Annotated in this window: 21 protein-coding genes (1 of these 21 running past the window's edge); 14 read left to right on the top strand and 7 right to left on the bottom strand. The window is 69.4% G+C overall.

Annotated elements, in window-relative coordinates; genetic code table 11:
• Nucleotides 1–746, bottom strand: partial view of a tyrosine--tRNA ligase gene (tyrS, locus tag NSQ78_RS01875; protein WP_049465908.1) — the 5' portion only. Its footprint begins 466 nt before the window's first position; 746 of the gene's 1,212 nt are visible here — the first part of the coding sequence; its start codon is at nt 744–746; its stop codon lies beyond the left edge, outside the window.
• Between the two features lie 167 nt (nt 747–913).
• Between tyrS and NSQ78_RS01870 the strand changes: the two genes are divergently transcribed.
• Both NSQ78_RS01870 and NSQ78_RS01865 read left to right on the top strand, forming a co-directional pair.
• Nucleotides 914–2,386, top strand: a complete 1,473-nt coding sequence (locus NSQ78_RS01870) for a peptidoglycan DD-metalloendopeptidase family protein (RefSeq protein ID WP_049465910.1) — start codon at nt 914–916, stop codon at nt 2,384–2,386.
• 64 nt (nt 2,387–2,450) lie between these two features.
• Nucleotides 2,451–3,578: an anhydro-N-acetylmuramic acid kinase gene (locus NSQ78_RS01865; protein ID WP_080473184.1), complete on the top strand. Its 1,128-nt coding sequence runs from the start codon at nt 2,451–2,453 to the stop codon at nt 3,576–3,578.
• Between the two features lie 128 nt (nt 3,579–3,706).
• Here NSQ78_RS01865 and NSQ78_RS01860 read toward each other — a convergent pair whose 3' ends face one another.
• The 3 genes from NSQ78_RS01860 to NSQ78_RS01850 all read right to left on the bottom strand — a co-directional run bounded on the left by NSQ78_RS01860 (nt 3,707) and on the right by NSQ78_RS01850 (nt 6,117).
• Nucleotides 3,707–3,937 carry a hypothetical protein gene (locus NSQ78_RS01860; RefSeq protein WP_014645678.1) on the bottom strand — a complete coding sequence of 77 codons (231 nt, stop codon included), beginning with the start codon at nt 3,935–3,937 and terminating at the stop codon, nt 3,707–3,709.
• A 78-nt stretch (nt 3,938–4,015) separates the two neighbouring features.
• A complete protein-coding gene (locus NSQ78_RS01855) occupies nt 4,016–5,320 on the bottom strand; it encodes an MFS transporter (protein WP_049465914.1) in 1,305 nt (434 codons plus the stop codon).
• Nucleotides 5,317–6,117, bottom strand: a complete 801-nt coding sequence (locus NSQ78_RS01850) for an exodeoxyribonuclease III (RefSeq protein WP_064237500.1) — start codon at nt 6,115–6,117, stop codon at nt 5,317–5,319. The genes NSQ78_RS01855 and NSQ78_RS01850 overlap by 4 nt, the downstream gene beginning before the upstream one ends.
• Nucleotides 6,118–6,279: 162 nt before the next feature.
• Between NSQ78_RS01850 and pyrE the strand changes: the two genes are divergently transcribed.
• The 8 genes from pyrE (at nt 6,280) to NSQ78_RS01810 (ending at nt 15,725) form a co-directional block, all read left to right on the top strand.
• Entirely contained in the window at nt 6,280–6,939 is a 660-nt protein-coding gene (gene pyrE / locus NSQ78_RS01845; protein WP_049465919.1) for an orotate phosphoribosyltransferase, read from the top strand.
• 19 nt (nt 6,940–6,958) lie between these two features.
• Nucleotides 6,959–7,621: a hypothetical protein gene (locus NSQ78_RS01840; RefSeq protein WP_064237499.1), complete on the top strand. Its 663-nt coding sequence runs from the start codon at nt 6,959–6,961 to the stop codon at nt 7,619–7,621.
• Between the two features lie 169 nt (nt 7,622–7,790).
• On the top strand, nt 7,791–7,883 hold the full coding sequence (locus NSQ78_RS01835; protein WP_005407770.1) for a potassium-transporting ATPase subunit F: 93 nt from the start codon (nt 7,791–7,793) through the stop codon (nt 7,881–7,883).
• Nucleotides 7,884–7,894: 11 nt separating this feature from the next.
• Nucleotides 7,895–9,604, top strand: a complete 1,710-nt coding sequence (gene kdpA, locus NSQ78_RS01830) for a potassium-transporting ATPase subunit KdpA (protein WP_149902118.1) — start codon at nt 7,895–7,897, stop codon at nt 9,602–9,604.
• 10 nt (nt 9,605–9,614) lie between these two features.
• Complete coding sequence (gene kdpB / locus NSQ78_RS01825; protein ID WP_339207708.1) at nt 9,615–11,672, top strand: potassium-transporting ATPase subunit KdpB; 2,058 nt, start codon at nt 9,615–9,617, stop codon at nt 11,670–11,672.
• On the top strand, nt 11,669–12,319 hold the full coding sequence (kdpC, locus tag NSQ78_RS01820) for a potassium-transporting ATPase subunit KdpC (RefSeq protein WP_053505726.1): 651 nt from the start codon (nt 11,669–11,671) through the stop codon (nt 12,317–12,319). Before kdpB ends, kdpC begins: the two co-directional genes overlap by 4 nt.
• Nucleotides 12,320–12,370: 51 nt before the next feature.
• The gene (locus NSQ78_RS01815) at nt 12,371–15,031 is read left to right on the top strand and encodes a sensor histidine kinase KdpD (RefSeq protein ID WP_053461957.1); all 2,661 of its coding nucleotides are present in this window, start codon (nt 12,371–12,373) and stop codon (nt 15,029–15,031) included.
• On the top strand, nt 15,012–15,725 hold the full coding sequence (locus NSQ78_RS01810) for a response regulator transcription factor (protein ID WP_053461956.1): 714 nt from the start codon (nt 15,012–15,014) through the stop codon (nt 15,723–15,725). The genes NSQ78_RS01815 and NSQ78_RS01810 overlap by 20 nt, the downstream gene beginning before the upstream one ends.
• A gap of 48 nt (nt 15,726–15,773) precedes the next feature.
• On the opposite strand, the gene NSQ78_RS01805 is transcribed toward NSQ78_RS01810, so the two are convergent.
• Genes NSQ78_RS01805 through coaBC form a run of 3 tightly spaced genes read right to left on the bottom strand, consistent with a single transcriptional unit; the run spans nt 15,774 to nt 19,894 of the window.
• Nucleotides 15,774–18,122, bottom strand: coding sequence for a phosphomannomutase/phosphoglucomutase (locus tag NSQ78_RS01805; RefSeq protein WP_053505724.1), 2,349 nt, complete (start codon nt 18,120–18,122; stop codon nt 15,774–15,776).
• Nucleotides 18,123–18,134: 12 nt separating this feature from the next.
• On the bottom strand, nt 18,135–18,608 hold the full coding sequence (dut, locus tag NSQ78_RS01800; RefSeq protein WP_049465935.1) for a dUTP diphosphatase: 474 nt from the start codon (nt 18,606–18,608) through the stop codon (nt 18,135–18,137).
• The gene (gene coaBC / locus NSQ78_RS01795) at nt 18,605–19,894 is read right to left on the bottom strand and encodes a bifunctional phosphopantothenoylcysteine decarboxylase/phosphopantothenate--cysteine ligase CoaBC (protein WP_223224856.1); all 1,290 of its coding nucleotides are present in this window, start codon (nt 19,892–19,894) and stop codon (nt 18,605–18,607) included. The genes dut and coaBC overlap by 4 nt, the downstream gene beginning before the upstream one ends.
• Nucleotides 19,895–20,093: 199 nt before the next feature.
• On the opposite strand from coaBC, the gene NSQ78_RS01790 reads away from it, so the two are divergent.
• The 4 genes from NSQ78_RS01790 (at nt 20,094) to NSQ78_RS01775 (ending at nt 24,199) form a co-directional block, all read left to right on the top strand.
• On the top strand, nt 20,094–20,720 hold the full coding sequence (locus tag NSQ78_RS01790; RefSeq protein ID WP_064237496.1) for a response regulator transcription factor: 627 nt from the start codon (nt 20,094–20,096) through the stop codon (nt 20,718–20,720).
• Nucleotides 20,721–20,754: 34 nt separating this feature from the next.
• Nucleotides 20,755–21,495 (top strand): DNA repair protein RadC, encoded by a 741-nt coding sequence (gene radC / locus NSQ78_RS01785; RefSeq protein ID WP_308304154.1) that lies wholly within the window; start codon nt 20,755–20,757, stop codon nt 21,493–21,495.
• A gap of 112 nt (nt 21,496–21,607) precedes the next feature.
• Complete coding sequence (argS, locus tag NSQ78_RS01780) at nt 21,608–23,296, top strand: arginine--tRNA ligase (protein ID WP_049465941.1); 1,689 nt, start codon at nt 21,608–21,610, stop codon at nt 23,294–23,296.
• Between the two features lie 21 nt (nt 23,297–23,317).
• On the top strand, nt 23,318–24,199 hold the full coding sequence (locus NSQ78_RS01775) for an SPOR domain-containing protein (RefSeq protein ID WP_339207702.1): 882 nt from the start codon (nt 23,318–23,320) through the stop codon (nt 24,197–24,199).
• Nucleotides 24,200–24,267 lie beyond the last annotated feature (68 nt).

The raw sequence follows: 24,267 nt of genomic DNA, 5'->3' as shown, positions 1-24,267 counted from the left end.
ATGGTCTTGGTGACGATGTCGATGGCCGGCTCGCTGATACCAATGTAGTTGCCCAGCGACTTGGACATCTTGTTGACGCCGTCCAGGCCTTCCAGCAGCGGCATGGTCAGCACCACCTGCGGTTTCTGGCCGTGGTGCTCCTGCAGGCCACGGCCCATCAGCAGGTTGAATTTCTGGTCGGTGCCGCCGAGTTCGACGTCGGCCTCCAGGGCCACCGAGTCGTAGCCCTGCACCAGCGGGTAGAGGAACTCATGGATGGCGATGGACTGCTGGGCCGCATAGCGCTTGGCGAAGTCGTCGCGCTCGAGCATGCGCGCCACGGTGTGCTGGCCGGCGAGGCGGATCATGTCGGCCGCGCCCATCTTGCCGAACCACTCCGAGTTGAAGCGCACTTCGGTACGGCTGCGGTCCAGCACCTTGAACACCTGTTCCTCGTAGGTGCGGGCGTTGGCCAGCACGTCGTCGCGGCTGAGCGGCTTGCGGGTCAGGCTCTTGCCGGAGGGGTCGCCGATCATGCCGGTGAAGTCGCCGATCAGGAAAATGACCTGATGGCCGAGGTCCTGGAACTGGCGCATCTTGTTCAGCAGCACCGTATGGCCCAGGTGCAGGTCGGGCGCGGTGGGGTCGAAGCCGGCCTTGATCCGCAGCGGACGGCCTTCCTGCAGGCGCGCACGCAGATCCTCAAGCTTGAGGATCTCGTCGGCACCACGGCCGATCAGGGCAAGGGCTTCTTCAATCGAGGACACGTGACTACTCCCGGCAACGCCGATTCTTGTGTGGGGTGTTAAAGCAAAGTTAACCCGATTGGCTTCACAAAAGCCAATGGGCACAAGGGTTTGACGCGGTTTTCTCAGGTGTCTATGGTAACCGGCGATCAGGCCCGCGCTCCCGGGCTGCCAGGAAAGAACCGCCGATGCACAATTCCGAACAAGGGCGCGCACGCAAGCAGCGCTTCCAGGAACGCCTCCACGTCCTGCACGACAACACCCTGCATCGGAAGCTCAGGCAACACCTTCCCGCCGCCTTCAATGAGCGCTGGACCCGCCGCCATTGGATGCATGCCAGCCTGTTTGCGACCATCGGCGCCCTGGTGGCGACGATCGTCCCCGGTTTCTCGCACACCATCGATGCCCCCTACGCCGACAGCCACACCAGCCTGGCGCTGCCGTTGCCGCCACTGACCCTGGCCCGCCAGCAGCAGGTGCCGGGCGACAGCTGGCAGGTGCTGCGCGTGCAGCGCGGCCAGACCCTGAGCGACCTGTTCGACCAGGCCGGCATTCCGGCCACCACGCTGCACCGGGTGCTGGACCACCCCGGCGCGCGTGAGGCGCTGACCCGCCTGCGCCCGGGTGCCGAGATCGCCTTTGACATGCCGCTGTCCGGCGACCTGCGCAGCATCCGCTTCGACCGCGATGCCGACAACCGCGTGGAGCTGAGCCTGGCCGGCGATGACATCAAGGAAAAGGTGACCCGCCGCGAGACCTCCACGCGCACCGTGGTCACCAGCGGCGAGATCACCAGTTCGCTGTATGCCGCCGCGCGCCGCGCCGGGCTGTCGCCGTCGGCGATCGCGACGATGACCGACGACATCTTCAAGTACGACATCGACTTCTCCAAGGACCTGCAGCCGGGTGACCGCTTCAGCGTGGTGATGGATGAAACCTGGCGCGAAGGCGAGAAGGTGGACACCAGCAAGATCCTGGCGGCGACCTTCACCACCGGGGGCAAGACCTATTCCGGCTTCCGCTTCGACCGCAACGGCAAGTCCGAGTACTACGACATCAACGGCCGTTCGCTGAAGAAGAGCTTCATCCGCATGCCGATCCCGTTCGCGCGGCTGAGCTCCACCTTCGGCGCCCGCAAGCACCCGGTGCTGGGCAAGATGCGCATGCACAAGGGCGTCGACTACGCCGCGCGCACCGGTACCCCGATCATGGCCGCCGGCGACGCCCGCGTGCAGTTTGCCGGCGTGCAGAACGGCTACGGCAACGTGGTGATCCTCGACCATGGCCGCGGGCACACCACCCTGTACGGCCACATGTCGCGCTTTGCGAACATCAAGACCGGCCAGCGCGTGGCCCAGGGCACGGTGATCGGCTACGTCGGTTCGACCGGCCTGGCGACCGGGCCGCACCTGCACTACGAATTCCGCGTCAACGGCGAGCACCGCAACCCGCTGACCGTGACCATGCCGCCGCCGGAACCGCTGAAGGGCGCCGAGCTGGTCGCCTTCCGCGCGCAGACCGCGCCGGCGATGGCGCGCATCCAGGGCATGGAGAAGCTGATCTACGCCGACGCCAGCCCGGCACCGACCAGCCGCGACGAGGCTGCGCCCGCGGTGGCCAGCGCCAAGGACAAGCCGTCCAGCAGCCGCAAGCGCGGCTGAGCCCTGCGTTGACGAAGAAGGACGCGGCAGCCCAAGCTTGCCGCGTCCTTTTTTTATGCCTGCCATGAACACCACTGCCGACGCTGACGCCCCCCTGTACCTTGGCCTGATGTCGGGCACCAGCGCCGACGGCATCGACGCCGCGCTGGTGCAGTTCCCCGCCGGCGGTGGCTGCCGCTTCGTGCACGGCCTGACCGCCCGCTGGGAACCGGTGCTGCGCGCGCGGCTGGTGGCGCTGGGTGAAGGCGGCCCGCTGGAGTCGCTGGAGGAACTGGGCGCGCTGGACGCGCGGATCGCGATCAGCTTCGCCGACGCCGCCAATCAGTTGCTGGCCGAGGCCGGCGTGGACCGCCGCCAGGTCCGCGCGATCGGCTCGCACGGCCAGACTGTGCGCCACCGCCCGCTGGCCAGCCCGGCCTTCACCGTGCAGCTGGGCGACGGCAACCGCATCGCCGAACTGACCGGGATCACCACCGTGTCCGACTTCCGCCGCCGCGATGTGGCGGCCGGGGGCCATGGTGCGCCGCTGATGCCGGCCTTTCACCTGGGCATGCTGGGCACCGCCGACGAAGACCGCGCGGTGCTCAACCTGGGCGGCATCGCCAACCTGACCCTGATCCCGCGCGAAGGCGAGGTGCGCGGCTTCGATACCGGCCCGGCCAACGCGCTGATGGATGCCTGGTGCCAGCGCCATACCGGCCGCACCTTCGATGCCGATGGCGCGTATGCCGCCAGTGGCGCGGTGGACGAGTCCCTGCTGGCCGGCTGGCGTTCGGACCCGTGGTTCGCGCTGCCGCCGCCGAAGAGCACCGGGCGCGAACAGTTCCACCTGGCCTGGGCCGAGGCGCACATGGGCGAAGGCCAGTACGCCGCCGCCGATGTGCAGGCCACCCTGCTGGAGCTGACCGTGGCGACCGTGGTCGATGCGCTGCTGTCACAGCAGCCGCAGACCCGGCGCCTGCTGGTGTGTGGCGGCGGCGTGCGCAACCGGCAGCTGATGAAGCGGCTGGCGGCGCAGCTGCCGGAGGTGCAGGTGGAATCCAGCGCAGTGCACGGGCTGGACCCGGAGTACGTGGAGGCGATGGGGTTCGCCTGGCTGGCGCAGCGGACGATGGACGGGCTGGCCGGCAACCTGCCGAGCGTGACCGGGGCCAAGGGCCCGCGGATCCTGGGGGCGATCCACCTGGCGTGAGGTGGGCCATCCGCGCAGGTGAGGCGCCGTTGTAGAGGCGAGCACCGCTCGGCTTCGCGCAAGCCGGGCCAGGCCAGGCCAGGAGCAGCCGAGCGTGGGCTCGGCGCTACAGCATGGCAGCGCGGCCGCTAATCGAAGCCCTGCCCTGCCGGCAGGGCCTGCAGGGCGGCAATCGCGGCGGAGAGGGCGTCCACTTCGGGATCGCCGAAGCCGGAGCGGACCTCCAGTTCACTGCTGAACAGGCCCTGCTCCAGCAAGGCGGCGCAGGTCTGTTCGTGGGTCCAGCCGCGGGCGACCGCGACCCGTCGGATGCGTTCCAGCAGCAGCGGGTCCAGGTCCCGCAGCACAACGTCGGCCATGCTCACTTCCCCGTTCGCAAGGCACCGCCCCCTCGGCGCGTCGGGGGCGATGATCCCGCAGTCCGGGCGGGCAGGCAATCAGGCGACCGGCGGCGGCCCGCGATCGGCGATCCGCGGCCACAGCCACGCCAGCAGCAGCAGGGTTGGCACCACGGTGATCGAGCTGAGGATGAAGAACGTGCTGTAGGACGTGGCTTCGACGATGTAGCCGGAGACGCCACCGACGAACTTGCCCGGCAGGTTGGCCAGCGAGACCAGCAAGGCGTACTGGGTGGCGGTGAAGTTGCGGTCGGTCAGCGACGACATGAAGGCCACCAGCACGGTGCCGGCGAAGCCCTGGAACAGGTTGTCGGCACTGAGCGCGGCGTAGAACGCCCACAGCTTGCCCGGATTGTGCGCCATCAGCAGGAAGGCCAGGTTGGACAGCGCCACGCCCAGCGCGGCCACCAGCAGCATGCGGCGGAAGCCGAACGCAGCCACCGCGATGCCGCCAAGGAACGCGCCGCCGATGCCCATCCACACACCGAACAGCTTGGAGACGGTGGCGATGTCGGCCTTGTCGAACCCCGAGTCGAGATAGAACGGCCCGGCCATCACCCCGATCACCTGGTCGGGGAACTTGAACAGGCCGACAAAGGCCAGCAGCACCAGCGCCAGTGCCACGCCATTGCGGCTGAAGAAGCTGGAGATGGGCTGGACGAACGCTTCGGCAATATCGATGCGGCGCTGCACGGCGGTGGCCGGGCGTTCCGGTTCGGCGCACAGCAGGGTGGTGACGATCGGCAGCAGCATCAGCGCGGCCATCGCCAGGTAGGCGACGATCCAGCCTTCGAACTGGGCCAGGTACAGCGCGCCGGCACCGGCCAGGATCAGGCCGATCCGGTAGCCCAGCGTATAGGTGGCGGCCAGCGCCGCCTGGGCGGTCTGCGGCGCGATCTCGATGCGGTAGGCATCGACGGCCGAATCCTGGGTGGCGCCGGCGAACGACGCCACCAGCACCCACATCACCAGCGGCCACACGCCCTGTTCGGGCCGCACGAAGGCCAGCGCGACCAGCCCGACCAGCACCAGCACCTGCGACACCAGCAGCCAGGAGCGGCGGCGGCCGAGCCGTCCCAGCAGCGGGAAGGCGTAGCGATCCAGCAGCGGCGCCCACAGGAACTTGAGCAGGTAGAAGAAGCTGGCCAGGCTGATCAGGCCGATGCTGCCCAGGTCCAGGCCGACGTCGCGCAGGCGCGTGGACAGGGTCTGCGAGGCGATCAGCAGGAACGGCAGGCCACTGCCGAAGCCGAGCATGGCCATGGTCAGCGCCGACGGGGTGCCGAAGGCGCGCTTGATGCCTGCCCAGCCCTTGTAGCTGACCGGCGTGGCGGCCTCGGTCACAGGTCGTAGTCCACGGTGAACGGGGCGTGGTCGGAGAAGCGCTCGTCGCGGTAGATCGAGCAGCTGCGCAGGCGCTCACGCAGGCCCGGGGTGATGAACTGGTAGTCGATGCGCCAACCGACATTGTTGGCGCGGGCGGCGCCGCGGTTGCTCCACCAGGTGTAGTCCTCGCCGGTGGGGTTGAGCAGGCGATAGGCATCGGCCCAGCCGCGGCCGGCGGCGACATCGGTGGCCTGGCCGTGGTCGGCGCACAGCGCGTTGAGCCAGTCGCGCTCTTCCGGCAGGCAGCCGGAGTTCTTCTGGTTGGACTTCCAGTTCTTGATGTCCAGCGCCGAACGCACGATGTTCCAGTCGCCGCACAGCACGTAGTCGCGGCCGCTGCGCGCCCACTCCTCGAGGATCGGCCGCAGCCATTCCATCACTTCGAACTTGAAGCCCTGGCGCAGGTCGCCCGAGCTGCCGGACGGGATGTAGAAGGACACCACGCTGAGATTGCCGTAGCGCGCCTCGATGTAGCGGCCTTCGTCGTCGAACGGCGCCCAGCCCAGCGAGGTGATGACCTGGTCCGGCTCGCGCTTGCTGTAGATCGCCACGCCGCTGTAGCCCTTCTTGGTGATGGCATCGCGATAGAAGCAGTGGTGGCCGTCCGGACGGAACATCGGGTCGGTCAGCTGGTCTTCCTGGGCCTTGGTCTCCTGCAGGCACAGGACGTCGGCGTCCTGGGCCCGGAACCAGTCGAGGAAGCCCTTGGTCGCGGCGGAACGGATGCCATTGGCGTTGAAACTGATGATGCGCATGCGGGGGACCTGCGGCGGGAAACCGGGCAAGCATACCGGTTGCCCGCGGGGCTGCGCAGTCCGCCAGGCCGGGCTGCGGTGCGCGCCGCAGCGGGCCGGACGAGCGCGAAAGGCCCAGCTGGATTAGGATTTGTGCTCCAAATGAAGATGAATCGAGTTTTGATGAGCGACCACCGCCACCGTTTCCTGCAGCTGGCCCTGACCGCCGACGCCCTGCGCTTCGGCCAGTTCACCCTCAAGTCCGGCCGGCTGAGCCCCTATTTCTTCAACGCCGGTCGTTTCGACTCCGGCTCGCTGCTGTCCCAGCTCGGCGCCTGCTACGCCGACGCCATCGATGCCAGCGGGATCAAGTACGACGTGGTGTTCGGCCCGGCCTACAAGGGCATTCCGCTGGCCACCGCGATGGCCTGCGAACTGGCCCAGCGTGGCCGCGACCTGCCGCTGTCGTTCAACCGCAAGGAAGCCAAGGCGCATGGCGAAGGCGGCCAGCTGATCGGTGCCGACATGAATGGCAAGCGCGTGCTGATCGTCGATGACGTGATCACGGCCGGTACCGCCATCCGCGAAGCGCTGGGCATCATCCGCGCTGCCGGCGGCACCCCGGCCGGCATCGTGGTGGCCCTGGATCGCCAGGAGATCGCCTCGGAAGCCGACCGCCGCTCGGCGGCGCAGTCGGTGGCCGAAGAGGCCGGGATTCCGGTGATCGCCGTGGCGTCGCTGGCCGACCTGCTTGATTTCGCCTCCGGCAACCCGGAACTTGTGGGTTACCGGCAGCCGCTGGAAGCCTACCGGGCCCAGTACGGCGTCCGTTCGATCCGCTGACCGACCAGGGGGAAAGGTCATGTCCCGAGTTCCTGCTGTTCTCTTTGCCGGCCTGCTGCTGGCCGTGCCGTTCACCGTGCCGGCGCAGTCGCGCGACGGCGGCAAGGTGGAAAAGAAGCTGTACTGCTGGAACGAGGGCAAGGAGCGGATCTGCAGTGATTCGCTGCCGGCCGATGCGGTCAATCACGCCCGCGAGGAGTTCAACGCGAAGAGCGGCCTGCGCAATGCGCAGGTCCAGCGCGCGTTGACCGACGAGGAGCGTGCCGCGGCCAGCACGGCGGCGCAGCAGCAGCAGCTGGACCTGATGGCCGAGCAGACCCGCCAGCGCACCGAACAGGCAATGCTGTCCACCTATGGCAGCGAGGACGACCTGCGCCGGGTGTTCGCCGAGCGCCAGGAAGTGCTGGACAACAACCTGAAGACCGCCGCGTACAACGTCACCAGCCTGCGCGAATCGCTGGTGGCGCTGTTGTCGGCCGCTGGCGACCGTGAACTGGCCGGCGGCAAGGTAGCCGACAAGCAGGCCGAGGCGATCCGCCAGCGGCACGTGCAGCTGCAGTCGCAACAGCGCCTGCAGGCCGGATTCCTGCAGCAGCAGCAGGCGCTGAAGGCGGAAATCGAAAGCACGCTGCAGCGCTATCGCGAGCTGAAGGGCGTGGCGCCGACGAGCCAGGCCCCGTGATTCGCTTGTGGAGCCGAGCCATGCGCGGCTCCGGCGCCCGGTTACGGCTTGACCCACCGAATTTATGCACTCTTTACGCGTCGGCCCGGTCCGGCGCGTAGTGCGTTTATGGGCGGCAGGACGACGATGGCGGCCTGAGGTGGAGGGGTTCCACCAGGACGCTATTGCAATGTCCCCCTGGCTGTCGTTGTTGTGTGGCGTGCTGGTGCTGGTCGCCGCCGCCTATCTTCTCTATGTCGTGCTGCGGCCCGAGTCGTTCTAACGGAGCCGGCCATGACTGAGATGCTTGTCATTCTTGCCGCCAGCCTGCTGCTGGCGTGGCCGCTGGGCCTGTACCTGGCCCGCGTGATGCGCGGCACGCCGATGAAGGTCGACGTGCTGTTCAACTGGATCGAAAAGCCGCTGTACACGGTGTTCGGCGTCGATCCCTCGCGCGCGATGTCCTGGCGCGGTTACGTACTGGCCTTCGTACTGAGCAACGTGGTGGTCGCTGTATTGACCCAGGCGGTGTTCATGACCCAGGCCTGGCTGCCATTGAATCCGGACCAGATCCCGAACATGCGCTGGGACACCGCGCTGCACACGATGATCTCGTTCCTGACCAATACCAACCAGCAGCACTATTCGGGCCAGGCGCAGCTGTCCTACCTCTCGCAGATGACCGGCATCACCGGCCTTCAGGTGGTGACGCCGATGATGGGCCTGGCGCTGGCGGTGGCGACGCTGCGTGCGCTGTTCGCGCGTGCGCCGCAGGCTGCGGCGACCACCGGCAGCGGCGATGACCGCCAGGTCGCAGTGGGCAACTACTACGTGGACGTGGTGCGCCTGTGCGTGCGCTTCCTGCTGCCGCTGTGCCTGCTGTGGACCCTGCTGCTGACCAGCCAGGGCGTGCCGTCGACGATGGCCGGCGGCCCGCAGGCCGCGCCGATCGACGCCAGCGCCGGCATGGCCCAGCAGAAACTGCCGCTGGGCCCGGTGGCGGCGATGGTCGCGGCCAAGCAGCTGGGCGCCAACGGCGGTGGCTGGTATGGCCCCAACAGCAGCTTCCCGCTGGAGAACCCGACCCCGCTGTCGAACGCGCTGGAGGTGGTGGGCATCCTGCTGGTGCCGATCGCGGTGATCTTCATGATCGGCGCGTTCACCGGCCGGCGCCGCTTCGGCGCCCTGGTGTTCAGCTGCATGCTGGGCATGTCGCTGCTGTCCACCGGCGCGATGATGTGGAGCGAAGGTCATAGCGCCAGCGCCGCCACGCCGCTGCTGATGGAGGGCAAGGAAGTGCGCTTCGGCGCCGACGGCACCGCGCTGTGGGCGGCGGTCACGACCCAGGTCTCCAATGGCTCGGTCAACGGCATGCACGATTCGCTGGCGCCGCTGAGCGGTGGCATCGCGATGGTCAACATGCTGGTCAGTGCGATCTGGGGCGGCATCGGCTGTGGCCTGCAGCAGTTCATCGTCTACCTGCTGCTGGGCGTGTTCCTGGCCGGCCTGATGACCGGGCGCACGCCGGAACTGTTCGGCCGCAAGCTGGAGACGCCGCAGGTACGCCTGCTGGCGCTGCTGGTTCTGCTGCAGCCGATCACCCTGCTGGTGTTCACCGCGATCACCCTGGCCGTGCCCGGCCTGGCCGGCACGTCCAATCCCGGCTTCCATGGCATCAGCCAGGTGTTCTACGAGTATGTCTCGGCTTACGCCAACAACGGGTCGGGTTTCGAAGGGCTGGGTGACGCCACGCTGTGGTGGAACCTGAGCTGCTCGCTGGTGCTGCTGCTGGGCCGCTTCCCGCTGCTGATCATCCCGCTGGTGGTGGCCGCACAGCTGGCCGCCAAGCGCCAGGCGCCCGAGTCTGCCGGCAGCCTGCAGATCGAAACCCCGACGTTCGCCCTGACCCTGGTCTCGGTGATCGTCATCCTGACCGTGCTGCAGTTCATGCCGGCGCTGGTACTCGGCCCGATCGCCGACCACCTGAGCCTGGGACTGCACTGAGGACACCGCCATGAGTAGTCTTGCAAGTTCTACCCGTAGTTCCGCCGCCGCGCGCCCTGCCCTGCTCGACGGCGCCGGCCTGCGCCGCGCACTGATCGAAGCCGTGCGCAAGTTGTCGCCGATGCAACTGGTCCGCAGCCCGGTGATGGCGGTGGTGATGGCCGGCACGATCGTGGCCGCGATCGTCACCCTGACCGGCAATGCGCCGCTGGGCTTCGGCCTGGCGGTGACCGCGATCCTGCTGGTGACCGTCCTGTTCGGCAATTTCGCCGAGGCGGTCGCCGAAGCCCGTGGCCGCGGCCAGGCCGCTTCGCTGCGCCGTGCCCGCCAGGACCTGGTGGCGCGCCGGCTGGCGGCGCCGCAGCCGGGAGCGGCGGAAGCCCAGGTGCCGGCCGCCGAGCTGCGCCCGGGCGACCACGTGATCGTCAGTGCCGGCGAGCTGGTGCCGGCCGATGGCGAGATCGTGCAGGGCCTGGCCACCATCAACGAAGCGGCGGTGACCGGTGAATCCGCGCCGGTGCTGCGCGAGGCCGGCACCGACCGCTCCGGCGTGATCGGCGGCACAAAGGTGCTGTCCGACCAGATCGTCGTGCGTGTCACCGCCGAGCCGGGCCACAGCTTCCTGGACCGGATGATCGCGCTGGTGGAAGGCGCCAACCGGCAGAAGACCCCGAACGAGATCGCACTGACCCTGCTGCTGGCGGCGATGACGCTGACCTTCCTGGTGGTGGTGGCCACGCTGCCGGCCATCGGTGCGGCCGTGGGCGTCAAGGTCGACCCGCTGCTGCTGATCGCGCTGCTGGTGTGCCTGATCCCGACCACCATCGGCGGCCTGCTGCCGGCCATTGGCATCGCCGGCATGAACCGTGCGCTGGCCGCCAACGTGCTGGCCAAGTCGGGCAAGGCGGTGGAAGTGGCCGGCGACGTCGATGTGCTGCTGCTGGACAAGACCGGCACCATCACCTACGGCGACCGCCAGGCCAGCCACTTCCATCCGCTGGCCGGCATCGACGCCAGCCAGCTGCGCGAGGCGGCACTGCTGTCCTCGCTGGCCGACCCGACCCCGGAAGGCAAGTCGATCGTGCGCCTGGCGCGCGAACAGGGCTGCGCCACCGCCGAGCCGGACCGTGCCGAGTACCTGGCCTTCAGTGCGCAGACCCGCATGTCCGGCGTCGATCTGGAGCATGGGCGGCAGATCCGCAAGGGCGCTGCCGATGCGATCCGCGCCCACGTGCAGGCGCTCGGCGGCAACGTGCCGGCTGAACTGGCCGGCCGCGTCGAGCAGGTCGCGCGCAATGGCGCCACCCCGCTGGTGGTGGCCGAGGGACGCCACGTACTGGGCGTGATCGAGCTGTCGGACGTGGTCAAGCACGGCATGCGCGAGAAGTTCGCGCAGCTGCGGGCGATGGGCATCCGCACGGTGATGATCACCGGTGACAATCCGCTGACCGCCGCCGCCATCGCCGCCGAGGCCGGTGTCGATGACTACATCGCCGAGGCCCGTCCGGAAGACAAGCTGGCGCGCATCCGCCAGGAACAGGCCGGTGGCCGCCTGGTGGCGATGGTGGGTGACGGTACCAACGACGCTCCCGCACTGGCCCAGGCCGACATCGGCCTGGCGATGAACTCCGGCACGCAGGCGGCGAAGGAGGCCGGCAACATGGTCGACCTCGATTCGGACCCGGCCAAGTTGCTGGCGGTGGTGGAGGTGGGCAAGCAGCAGCTGATCACCCGCGGCGCGCTGACCACCTTCTCGCTGGCCAACGACGTCTCCAAGTACTTCGCGATCCTGCCGGCGCTGTTTGCCGCTGCGGTTCCGGCCATGGCCGCACTGAACGTGATGCAGCTGTCGAGCCCGCGCAATGCGGTGCTGGCAGCGCTGATCTTCAACGCGCTGGTGATTCCCGCGCTGATCCCGCTCGCCCTGCGTGGCGTGCGCTTCCGTCCGGCCACGGCCACCGCGCTGCTGCGCCGGAACATGCTGGTGTACGGCCTCGGCGGCGTGCTGTTGCCGTTCGCGGCGATCAAGCTGATCGACCTCTTCCTTGTCCTGGTATTCGGCGCATGAACCGTTCTGCTTCCACCTCCACCTCCCTGCCCCGCGAAGCGAAAGCCGAGGCCCGCGTGGCCAGCCTGCAGGACGGCGCCGGCTGGCGCCCGGCGATCGGCCTGGGCCTGGCCACCCTGCTGCTGGCCGGCGCGGTCTACGCCGGCATCGCCACCGGTTTCGCCGGCCTGGCCTACCCCACCCAGGCCGAGGGCAGCCTGCTGCGCGACGGCAACGGCCAGGTGCGCGGCTCGGCCTGGTTGTCGCAGCCGTTCACCGGTGATGGCTACTTCCAGGCACGGCCGTCGGCGGCCAACTACGACCCGATGGCCGCAGCCGGTTCCAACCTGGCGCGCAGCAACCCAGCCCTGGCCGAGCGGGTTGCCGCCAGCACTGCGGCGGTGGCTGCGCGCGAAGGCGTCGCGCCGGCGCAGGTGCCGGCCGATCTGGTCACCCAGTCCGGCGGCGGCCTGGATCCACAGCTGTCGCCGGCCGCTGCTCAACTGCAGGTGGCACGCGTGGCGCGTGCCCGTGGCCTGCCGGTGGAGCGCGTGCAGGCGCTGGTGCAGGCACATACCGAGGGGCGCCAGTGGGGCCTGTTCGGCCAGCCGCGGGTGAACGTGGTCACGCTGAATTTCGCGCTGGACCATGCGGCCAAGGCACCGTGATGCCAGCCTGCACCGGCTGCGCGCACAATGGCGGCCATGACAGCGGCCCCCATGACTGATGCGCGTACCCGCCAGGCCGATGCCCTGGTGGAAGGCCTGCAACGCGAAGCCGGTGGCAAGCTGACCGTGTTCCTCGGCGCCGCGCCGGGCGTGGGCAAGACCTACACCATGCTGACCCGCGCCCAGGAACAGCTGCGCCGCGGCGTCGACCTGGTGGTCGGGCTGGTGGAAACCCATGGCCGTGCCGATACCCAGGCGCTGCTGGAGGGCCTGCCGCAGCTGCCGCTGAAGGAAGTGGCCTACCACGGCCACACGTTGCAGGAGATGGACCTGGATGCCGTGCTGGCACGGCATCCGGCGCTGGTGCTGGTGGATGAACTGGCCCACCGCAACGCGCCGGGCAGCCGCCACGAGCGACGCTGGCAGGATGTGATGGAGCTGCTGGACGCTGGCATCGACGTCTGGACCACGGTCAACATCCAGCATCTGGAAAGCCTCAACGACGTGGTGATGCGCATCACCGGCGTGCGCGTCAGCGAGACCGTACCGGACGGCGTGCTCGATCGCCTGCACGACATCGTGCTGGTCGATCTGCCCCCGCGCGAACTGATCGCGCGCCTGCAGCAGGGCAAGGTCTATGTGCCCGAGCAGGCCGCGCAGGCGCTGCAGGCGTTCTTCTCGCCGGCCAACCTGACCGCCCTGCGTGAGCTGGCGATGCAGGAAGCCGCCGACCGCGTCGACAGCAGCCTGCGCGAAACCCGCGCCGCACGCGGCGAAGGCAACCTGCCGCTGCGGCGCGGCGTGCTGGTGGCCATCGATGGCGGCGGCCAGAGCGAGTACCTGGTGCGGGTGGCGCGTCGCATCGCCGAGCGCCGCGACGCACCGTGGACGGTGGTGACCGTGCAGGGCCGGCGCCAGGACGAGGCCACGCGGCGCGAGATCGACGCGGCCTTCGCCCTGGCACGTCGCCTGGGTGGCGACGCCGAACTGCTGCATGGATCGAGCATTGCCGATGCCCTGCTCGACCACGCCGCGCACAACGGCGTGTCGACCCTGGTGCTGGGGCGGACCCGTGAGCGTCCGCTGGCGCGGATGTTCAACCGTACCCTCACCCAGCAACTGATCCAGCGCGGCGCGCACTACGAGATCACCATCATCAGCACGCCGCAGGCCCGGGCGCGCTCGCGCCGCGAGGGCCTGCTGCCACCGATGCGCGGCATCAGCTACGAGCCGGTGCAGGCGCTGATCGCCACCGCGCTGGCCTGTGCGGTGGCCTGGCTGGCCGAACGCTGGGTCGGCATGGCCGACCTGTCGATGGTGTTCATCGTGGCAGTGGTGCTGGTGGCGGCGCGCACGCGCGCCAGCGTGGCGGTGATGGCGGCGATCCTGTGTTTCCTCGCCTACAACTTCCTGTTCATCGCGCCCCGCTTCACCTTCGCCATCGGTGCACGCCAGGGCGTGATCACCGTGTTCCTGTTCCTGGCCGCGGCACTGGTGGCCGGGCGCCTGGCCTCGCGCCTGCGCATGCAGGTGATCGCGCTGCGTGCGGCCAACCGCCATGCGCGTGCGCGCCAGCAGCTGGGCCGCCAGCTGGCCAGCGCCGCCGGCAACGGCGAGGTGGCACAGGCAGGTCGCCATGCCCTGGAACAGGCCATGGATGTGCCGGCCTGGCTGCGGATCGGCGCCGACACCGCCGCCGGTGGCCGCAGCCAACCCGGCGATACCGACCTGGCCGCCGCCGACTGGGCGCTGCGCCACGGCCAGCCCAGCGGGCGCTTCACCGACACCCTGGCCGGCGCGCAGTGGTGGTTCCTGCCATTGCTGGATGGCGAAGACCGCGCGATCGGCGTGGCCGGCCTGTACCTGCCCGGCGCACAGGCACGCCTGCTGCCCGAACAGCGGCAGCTGGCCGAAGCAATGGTCGATGACATCGCGCAGGCCGCGCTGCGCACGCGGCTGGTGGCCGAACTCGAACAGGCACATGTCAGCAACGAGACCGAGCGGTTGCGCTCGGCCCTGCTTTCTTCGGTGTCGCACGACCTGCGCTCGCCACTGGCGGCGATGATCGGTTCGGCCGACAGCCTGGCCAGTTACGGCGCGGCGATGGACACAGCCGATCGCCGCGCCCTGCTGGACACCATCCTGGTCGAAGGCGAGCGGCTGGACCGCTACATCCAGAACCTGCTGGACATGACCCGCCTGGGTCACGAAGGGCTGAAGATCAACCGCGACTGGATCGGCGTGGACGAACTGATCGGCTCGGCGGCGCGGCGCCTGCAGCGCTACCAGCCCAAGGTGCGGCTGGAGCTGGACATTCCGGCCACGCTGGCGCCGATCTGGGTACACCCGGCACTGGTCGAACAGGCCGTGTTCAACGTGATGGAGAACGCGGCCAAGTTCTCGCCGCCCGACGCCGCCGTGCAGGTGCAGGCGCGCGAACTGGACGGACAGCTGCGCATCGATGTGATCGATGCCGGCCCCGGCATTCCCGATGACGAGCGTGCGCGCATCTTCGACATGTTCTACAGCGTCGAGCGCGGCGACCGCGGCCGCCACGGCACCGGCCTGGGCCTGACCATCTGCCAGGGCATGATCGGCGCACATGGCGGCAGCGTGCAGGCGCTGCCCGGACGCGACGGTCGCGGTACCCTGATCCGCATCACCCTGCCCCTGCTCAAGCCAGCCTCCCACGATGAGCCCGACCCCGATTGATGCCAGCGTGCCGGCCGCACGCGTGCTGGTGATCGACGATGAAACCCAGATCCGCCGGTTCCTGGACATCAGCCTGCGCGCGCAGGGCTACCAGGTGCGGCAGGCGGCCACCGGCCAGGAAGGCCTGCAACTGGCCGCCAGCGAGGACATGGACCTGGTGATCCTGGACATCGGCCTGCCGGACATGGAAGGCCACGAGGTGCTGGAACAACTGAGGCAGTGGAGCCAGGTGCCGGTGATCATGCTGACCGTGCGCGCCGGCGAAGCCGAGAAGGTGCGCGCACTGGATACCGGCGCCAACGACTATGTGACCAAGCCGTTCGGCACGCAGGAGCTGATGGCGCGGGTGCGGGCGCTGCTGCGCACGCGCAGCGTGCCGACCGACGGCACCCCGCCGGTGTTCGACGATGGCCATCTGCACGTGGACCTGGTGCGCCGTGAAGTCGCCCTTGATGGCGAAGCGGTGGCGTTGACCCGCAAGGAGTATGCGTTGCTGTCGCTGCTGCTGCGCAATGCCGGGCGGGTGGTGACCCAGCCGCAGATCCTGCAGGAAATCTGGGGCCCGACCCACCAGCACGACACCCATTACCTGCGCATCCTGGTCGGCAAGCTGCGGCACAAGCTGGGCGACTCGGCGCTGGATTCGCGTTACCTGTTCACCGAACCGGGCGTGGGATTGCGGTTCAAGGGGTAGTGTAGGCCGCTGGTAGCACTACCCATTCTGCTGCTGCGTGCAAAGGGGTCAGAACCCCAGCGGGGTATCGCCCAGCACCGGTTGCAGCTGGCTGCGGAACAGGGCCTGGATGCGCTCCAGTGCCGCCTCGTCGTTGCCCTCGAAACGCAGCACCAGCACCGGGGTGGTGTTGGAGGCACGCACCAGGCCCCAGCCATCGGCGAAGTCCACGCGCAGGCCGTCGATGGTCGACAGGCGGCCGCCCACGTACGGGTTGTCCGGCGATTGCGCCGCCGCCACCAGCATCGCCACCAGCGCATGCGGCGTCCCCTCGGCCACCGGGACCTTCAGCTCCGGCGTGGCGACCATCTCCGGCAGTTCGCCCAGCACCTCGTCCGGGGTTTCCTCGCGCTGGGCCAGGATCTCCAGCAGGCGCGCAGCGGCGTACAGGCCGTCGTCGAAACCGAACCAGCGCTCCTTGAAGAAAAAGTGGCCGCTCATCTCGCCGGCCAGTTCGGCGTCGGTCTCGCGCATCTTCGCCTTCATCAGCGAATGCCCGGTCTTCCACATCAGCGGGCTGCCACCGTTGCGCAGCACATGGTCGGACAGCTTGCCGGTGCACTTCACGTCGTAGATCACCATCGCGCCCGGATTGCGCATCAGCACATCGGCGGCGAACAGCATCAGCAGGCGGTCGGCATAGATGATCCTGCCTTCGCCGGTGACCACGCCCAGCCGGTCGCCATCGCCATCGAAGGCCACGCCGAGATCGGCACCGAAGCGCTTGACCGTCTGCACCAGGTCTTCCAGGTTGGCCGGCTCGCTCGGGTCGGGATGATGGTTGGGGAAGGTACCGTCGACATCGCAGTACAGCGGGATGACGTCGGCGCCGATTGCTTCCAGCAGCTGCGGGGCCAGTGCGCCGGCCACGCCATTGCCGGCGTCGGCCACCACCTTCAGCGGACGGTCCAGCTGCACGTCATCGGCGATGCGCTGGATGTAGTCGGCGCTGACGTCGCGCTGCTGGTAGTCACCCGGCTCGGCCGCCTGCACCAGGCGGCCCTCGACGATGCGCTGGTAGAGGTCGGTGATCGCCTCGCCGGACAGCGTTTCGCCGCCGATGACCACCTTGAAGCCGTTGTACTCGGGCGGATTGTGGCTGCCGGTGACCGCCACGCAGGTGCCGGTCCGCAGGTGGAACGCGGCGTAGTACACGAGCGGGGTCGGCGCCAGGCCGATGTCGATCACCGCGCAGCCGGCACGGCGCAGGCCTTCGGCCAGCCCGGCCGTCAGCTCCGGTCCGGACAGGCGGCCATCGCGGCCGACCACCACCTCGCGCAGGCCCTGCTCCAGCGCCACGGTGCCGATGGCCTGGCCGATCAGCGCGGCGGTCTTCGGCGTCAGTTCGCTGCCCACCACGCCGCGGATGTCGTAGGCGCGGAAGATGCCGGCGGCCAGTTCTTCGACAGGCACCGGCGGTGGCGGCGGTGGCGTGGCATCGCCACTGCCGGCCAGGTTCGCCACCGGTGGCGGCGCCTGCTGCAGGCTCTCGCTCAGGGTCGGGCCATGGTCGGCTTCGGACGCTGCGGCGCGGCGCGGCAACGGCAGCGACTTCGGCAGCCGGTCGCGGCCGACCACCAGCAACACGGCAATGAACGCCAGCAGCAGCGCGACGATGGCACTGGCCAGCGCACCGAGGCCGAGCGGGCCGGCCTCGACGTTGGGCACCGACGCGACCAGCCGCAGCGGCGTGCCGGCCACGGGTCGCGCCAGCGCCTCCGCACTCTCGGCCAGGCTCGGGTCGCCCTGGGTGACCAGATCGAATCCTCCCTGGCGCAGGCCGAGGAAGCCGGCCGACGGCGCGCTGACCTGGTCGAGCGGTGAAGTCAGCCGCAGCAGCGGTTGGCGCACATAGATGACGGCCGGCCCCAGGCTGCCCAGCTGCACCGGCGCGGCCAGGCCCAGGCGGTTGCCACCGCCGTCGCGGACCACGCGCAGGCTGGGCTTGGCCTCGGCCAGCGCGGCTTCCAGCAACGCCAGCCGCGCATAGCCGAAGGCGGCCGGATCGGCATAGGCGTTGGCCAGATCGGCCGCCAGCACCTCGACCTGCTCGACCCCGCTCCAGCCCTCGCGCACGGCCAGCGCCGCCGCAGCGGCATCGCCAGCCTGCAGCGCCTGCTGCACGCGATCGTTCTTCAACTGCTGCTGCAGCTGCTGCAACTGGCCCGCAGCGGCCTGCTGCAGGCCCTGCACGGCCTGGTCACGCGCCTCTTCCAGCGCCTGCCCGTTGGCCTCCTGCCGCCACTGCTGCACCGCACTCCATCCGAACCAGCCGGCCAGCAGGATCAGCAGTACCCCCAGCAAGGGTGCACTGCGTCCCAACGACCGTCCCCGCTGTCCTTCCCCGATGCCGCTCATCGATGCCCCCTGTCAACGCACCCCGGTATGGCCGAATCCACCCGCGCCCCGCACGCTGTCGGTGAAAGTATCCACCACCTGCAGGCTCACGCGGGCGATCGGAACCACCACCAGCTGCGCGATGCGATCGCCCGGCTCGATGGTGAACACCTCGCGGCCACGGTTCCAGACGCTGATCAGCAGCGGCCCCTGGTAGTCGGCGTCGATCAGGCCGGTGCCGTTGCCCAGCACGATGCCGTGGCGATGGCCCAGCCCCGAGCGCGGCAGGATCACCGCGCACAGGTTCGGGTCGGCGATGTGGATGGCCAGGCCGCTGGGCACCAGCGCGGTGTCGCCCGGCTGCAGGGTCAGCGCGGTATCCAGCGCCGCGCGCAGGTCCATGCCGGCACTGGCCTCGGTGGCATAGGCCGGCAGCGGCCAGCTGTCGCCGAAGCGCGGGTCGAGCAGCTTGACCTGCAGCGGTTGGGAAAGGGATGCCTGGGTCATGCCTGGAGTCTCCGCGCGATCAGCGCCAGCAGTTGTTCGGCCAGCTCGCGCTTGGAGGTGGCCGGGAATACCTGTTCACCGTCCTGCCAGAAGGCCGTGGCGGCATTGTTGTCGCTCTCGAACCCGCCGCCGCTGATGCCCACCTGGTTGGCGATCACCAGGTCCAGGCGCTTGTCGATCAGCTTGCCGCGTGCGTACTTCTCCACGTCGTGGGTCTCGGCGGCGAAGCCGACCACCAGCTTCAGCGACTGGGTCTGCGCCGCCACTTCGGCAAGGATGTCCGGCGTGCGCACCAGCTCGATCACCAGCGACTGGCTGTCGGCGGTCTTCTTCAGCTTCTGCGTGGCAACCTGGCGCGGCGTGTAGTCCGACACCGCGGCAGCACCGATGTAGATGTCGGCAGGCAGGGACGTCAGCACGGCATCGCGCATCTGCGCGGCCGAACGCACATCAATGCGCTGCACGCCCGGCGGCGTCGGCAGCTGTACCGGTCCGCTGACCAGCACCACCTCCGCGCCCAGCGCGGCGGCGGCGGTGGCCAGGGCGAAGCCCATCTTGCCGCTGCTGCGGTTGCCGACATAGCGCACCGGATCGATGTCTTCGTAGGTCGGGCCGGCGCTGATCAGCAGGCGCAGGCCCTGCAGCGCGCGGGTCTCCGGCGCGGCAACGGCCGCGGCGCTGCCACCATTGGCGGCCAGCGCGGCCACGATGTCGCCGGGCTCGGCCAGGCGACCGGGGCCGGATTCGCCTTCGGCCAGCGGGCCATCGACCGGGCCGATCACCTGCGCGCCCCGCTGGCGCAGCAGCGCGATGTTGGCCTGGGTGGCCGGATGCAGCCACATGCGATGGTTCATCGCCGGGCAGATCGTCAGTGGCGCGGTGCTGGCCAGGCACAGGGTACTGACCAGGTCATCAGCATGGCCCTGGGCCAGGCGTGCCAGCAGGTCGGCGGTCCCCGGCGCGACCACGATGCGGTCGGCCCAGCGGGCCAGCTCGATGTGGCCCATGGCCTGTTCGGCGGCGCTGTCCCACAGCGTGGTGCGGGTCGGCTGCCCGGACAGGGCCTGGAAGCTGAGGGGGGTGACGAACTGCTGGGCGCCGGCGGTCATCGCCACCTGGACCTGGGCGCCGGCGTCACGCAGCCGCCGCACCAGTTCCAGAGCCTTGTAGGCCGCGATCCCGCCTCCGACGCACAACAGCAGTTTCTGGCCTTCCAGCGCGCGAACGGGCGCGGGGGAAGCGTTGGGGGAGTCAGCCACCTGGAATTCCTGTGCAAACGAGGGCATTAGCTTACCCGATGGTCGGTAATGTCCCGGTACACGGCGCACATAGCGGGCGGCTATCAGCAGATGGGACTTGGACCACAGCGCTTCCGGGGTTCAGGCCAGTGCGATTCGGAACTTTCCTATACCTGCGGGCCGGCCACGTTTGCAGAATCGTCGGTGGCCACCACAGGTGTGCCGCTTCGCTTTTCGAGGATCCCGCGTGCACCCGCGCATCATCATCGCCGACGACCATCCCGTCGTCCTGCACGGCATCCGCATCGTGCTGCAGACCCACCTGATGGAGGTTGTCGGCAGCGCGCGCGACGGCGCCCAACTGCTGCACCTGGTCGAACGCCACGACTGCGACGCCGTGCTGACCGATCTCTCCATGGCGGGCGACGGTCCCGACGGCGCGGACCTGATCGCTGAACTGCGCGCACGCCACCCCGGCACTCCCGTGGTGGTGCTCACCGGCGCCCGCCACCCCGGCCTGCTCGACGGCCTGCTGCGCGACGGGGTCGGCGGCCTGGTCGACAAGTGCGCCGATTTCGGCGAGTTGCCGCAGGCGCTGAACGCCGCCCTGGCAGGCCAGGTATTCGTCTCGCAGCAGCTGCGCCACCACCTGCAGGCGCGCGACCTGATGTTCGCGCGCGAACCGGCCGCGCTGTCGGCCCGCGAGCAGGAAGTACTGGACCTGCTGGCCGCCGGGCTAAAGGTGAACGCCATCGCCGTCCACTGCGGACGCAGCCCGAAGACGATCAGCCGGCAGAAGGCCGAAGCCAAGCGCAAGCTGGGCCTGCAGAACAACCAGGAACTGTTCGCCTACCTGCAGTCGCGGCGCGGCTGAGGCAACGGCCGACCCTGGCATGCGTGCTGCCCCGATGGGACGCCTCACCCGCACCGGCGATGATGCAGGCATGCCCATCCATGACTGGCCCGAACAGGAACGTCCCCGCGAGAAGCTGATCGCCCGCGGCCCCGCCACCTTGTCCGACGCCGAGCTGCTGGCGCTGTTCCTCGGCTCGGGCTTCGGCGGGCGCGACGCGGTGCAGACCGCGCGCGACCTGCTGCAGGCGCATGGCCCGCTGCGCGTGCTGCTGGACCGCCCGGCCCGGGAGCTGGCCCGGCTGCCTGGGCTGGGCCCGGCGCGCAGCTGTGCCCTGGCCGCCGGGCTGGAACTGGCCCAGCGCTACCTGGCTGCCGAGCTGCAGCAGGGCGAGGCGGTCGGCAACAATCCCGTCGCGGTGGGCCGTTACCTGCAGCACCGCCTGCGCGGCCAGGCCCGCGAGATCTTCATGGCGCTGTTCCTCGACAACCGCCACCGCCTGATCGCCTGCGAGGAGCTGTTCCAGGGCACCATCAACGCCGCGCCGGTCTATCCCCGCGAGGTGGTGCGGCGCGCCCTGCTGCACAACGCGGCGGCGGTGATCCTCAGCCACAACCACCCCTCCGGCGACCCGGAGCCCTCCGGCGCCGATACCCGCATCACCGACGAACTGCAGCAGGCGCTGGCCCTGGTGGACGTGCGCCTGCTGGACCACTTCGTGGTCGGCGAGGGCCGCCCCGTTTCATTTGCTGAACGAGGGCTGCTGTCCCCGCCCCAGCCGCGCCTGTTCGGCTGAGCCGCGCCCGCCAGGCGCGGGCGGGGCCCCCACAGGCATGTTCTGGTCAGCGTGGGCGCGGGCATCTGCGCTAAAATGGGCGATTCCGCCGCTCATTCTCACAGCAGGCCTCGTGAAAAATCTCCTCCGCGCCCTGATCAGCCAAGGCATCGAAGCCTTGCGCGCCAATGGCACCCTGCCCGCCGACTCCCTGCCGCCGGACTTCGTGGTCGAGCGCCCGAAGACCCGTGACCACGGCGACTTCGCCACCAACGCCGCGATGCTGCTGGCCAAGGCCGCGCGCAGCAATCCGCGCGCACTGGCGCAGGCGCTGGTCGAGGCGCTGCCGCGCAGCGAGGACGTCAGCAAGGTCGAGATCGCCGGTCCCGGCTTCATCAACTTCCACCTGGCTCCGGCCGCGTACCAGCGCGAAGCCGCCTCGGTCATCAAGGAAGGCCACGATTACGGCCGCAACCTCTCCGGCAACGGCCGCACGGTGGGCGTGGAATACGTCTCGGCCAACCCGACCGGCCCGCTGCACGTCGGCCATGGCCGCGCAGCGGCCATCGGCGACTGCGTGGCCCGCGTGCTCGATGCCAACGGCTGGAATGCCAAGCGCGAGTTCTACTACAACGACGCCGGCGTGCAGATCGAGAACCTGGCGCTGTCCACCCAGGCGCGGATCAAGGGCATCGCACCCGATCAGGACGGCTGGCCGGAAGGCGGCTACCGCGGTGAGTACATTGCCGATGTCGCCCGCGCCTACATGGCCGGTGCCAGCGTCGATCTGGAAGGCAGCATCGTGGTCGGCGCCAAGGACCCGGACGACATGCAGGCGATCCGTCGTTTCGCGGTGGCTTACCTGCGCAACGAGCAGAACCTGGACCTGGCCGCGTTCGGTGTCGACTTCGACATCTACTTCCTGGAAAGCTCGCTGTACGCCGACGGCAAGGTCGCCGAAGCCGTGGCCAAGCTGCAGGCGTCCGGCCACACCTATGAGGAAGGCGGCGCGCTGTGGCTGCGCAGTACCGACTTCGGTGACGACAAGGACCGCGTGATGCGCAAGTCCGACGGCACCTTCACCTACTTCGTGCCGGACGTGGCCTACCACCTGTCCAAGTGGCAGCGCGGCTATGAGCGCGCGATCACCGAACTCGGCGCCGACCACCACGGTTCGCTGGCACGCGTGCGCGCCGGCCTGCAGGCGCTGGAAGTGGGCATCCCGCAGGGCTGGCCGGAATACGTGCTGCACCAGATGGTCACCGTGATGCGCGGCGGCGAGGAAGTGAAGCTGTCCAAGCGTGCCGGCAGCTACTTCACCCTGCGCGACCTGATCGAGGAAGCCGGCCGCGATGCCACCCGCTGGTTCCTGATCGCGCGCAAGCCCGATTCGCAGCTGACCTTCGACATCGACCTGGCCCGCCAGCAGAGCAACGACAACCCGGTGTTCTACGTGCAGTACGCGCACGCCCGCGTGTGCAGCCTGCTGCGCCAGGCACAGGAAAAGGGCCTGGTCTACGAGCAGGGCGATGGCCTGGCCAATCTCGGCCGCCTGGCCGACGACGCCTCGCTGCTGCTGATGAACGAGATCTCGCGGTACCCGGAAGTGGTGGAAGCGGCCGGCGTGGCGCTGGAGCCGCACCTGGTGGCGCAATACCTGCGTGAATTGGCGCATGCCTTCCACACGTGGTATCACGGGACGCCGGTGCTGGTGGACGACGCCGCCGACCGCAACGCCAAGCTGACCCTGGCCTGCGCGGCGCGCCAGGTGCTGGCCAATGGCCTCGAACTCCTGGGCGTGAGCGCCCCGGAAAAAATGTAAGCATCAGGAGACGCAGTACACATGGCAGCACGACGCGGCAAAAGCCAGGCACGACGCAACAGCAGCAGCCAGGGCACACCCGGATGGGTGTGGCTGGTGGCCGGTGTGGCGATCGCCGCCGTGGTGTTCCTGGCGGCGCCGAACCTGTTCAAGGGCGATGGCGATGGTTTCCTGCGCGCCGGCCCGCAGCCGAACCCGAACGCGCAGCCGGCCCCGGTCGCTGATGCCGACAGCGATGTCGGTGGCCAGCCGGCCGCACCGCCGGCCACGCCGAAGCCGGCCGAGTCGGAGAAGCCCGCCGCGACGCAGTACGACTTCTACACCCTGCTGCCGGGCAAGGAAGTGGAAATGTCCGATGCCGAACTGGCCGCCAGCGCGCGCGCCGAGGACCAGCGCCGGGCCAAGGCGGAAGCGTCGCGCGCGCAAGCCGCGCTGGAGGGCAAGCCGGTACCCTACCAGCACCGCCCCCGCGGCAACCGCCAGCGTCGCCAGCACCGCACCGGCGGCCGCCGACAGCCGCCCGCGCCGGCACCGCTGAGCGAGCGCCCGACGGCGGCAACGCCGCCGGCCAGCACCGCGCCGGCGTCCACCAGCACGGCGGCCACCCCGGCGGCACCGCGGGCGGAGACCGCGCCGGCAACGGCCGCTGCCGCACCAGCGGCCGCCGACAACGCCCGCTACATCCTGCAGGCAGGCGCCTTCGGTGCCTCCGGCGACGCCGAAGCCACCAAGGCCAAGCTGGCGATGATGGGCCTGGCCGCACGCGTGGAGTCGGCGCAGATCAACGGCAAGACCGTGTACCGCGTGCGCATGGGGCCGTACGGCAGCGCCAGCGAACTGTCCGAAGCCAAGCAGAAGCTGGACGGCACCGGCCTGCAGGCGATGGCGATCAAGGCGCAGTGAGGCTGCCGATCTGAATGAAAAAGCCGGGCAGTGCCCGGCTTTTTTTTTGTTCCTGCTGAGTCGAGCAT

This window comes from Stenotrophomonas sp. FSL W7-1447, from assembly GCF_037966425.1.
Taxonomy (GTDB): Bacteria; Pseudomonadota; Gammaproteobacteria; order Xanthomonadales; family Xanthomonadaceae; genus Stenotrophomonas; species Stenotrophomonas pavanii.
This window is presented reverse-complemented; position numbering and strand designations above follow the sequence as displayed.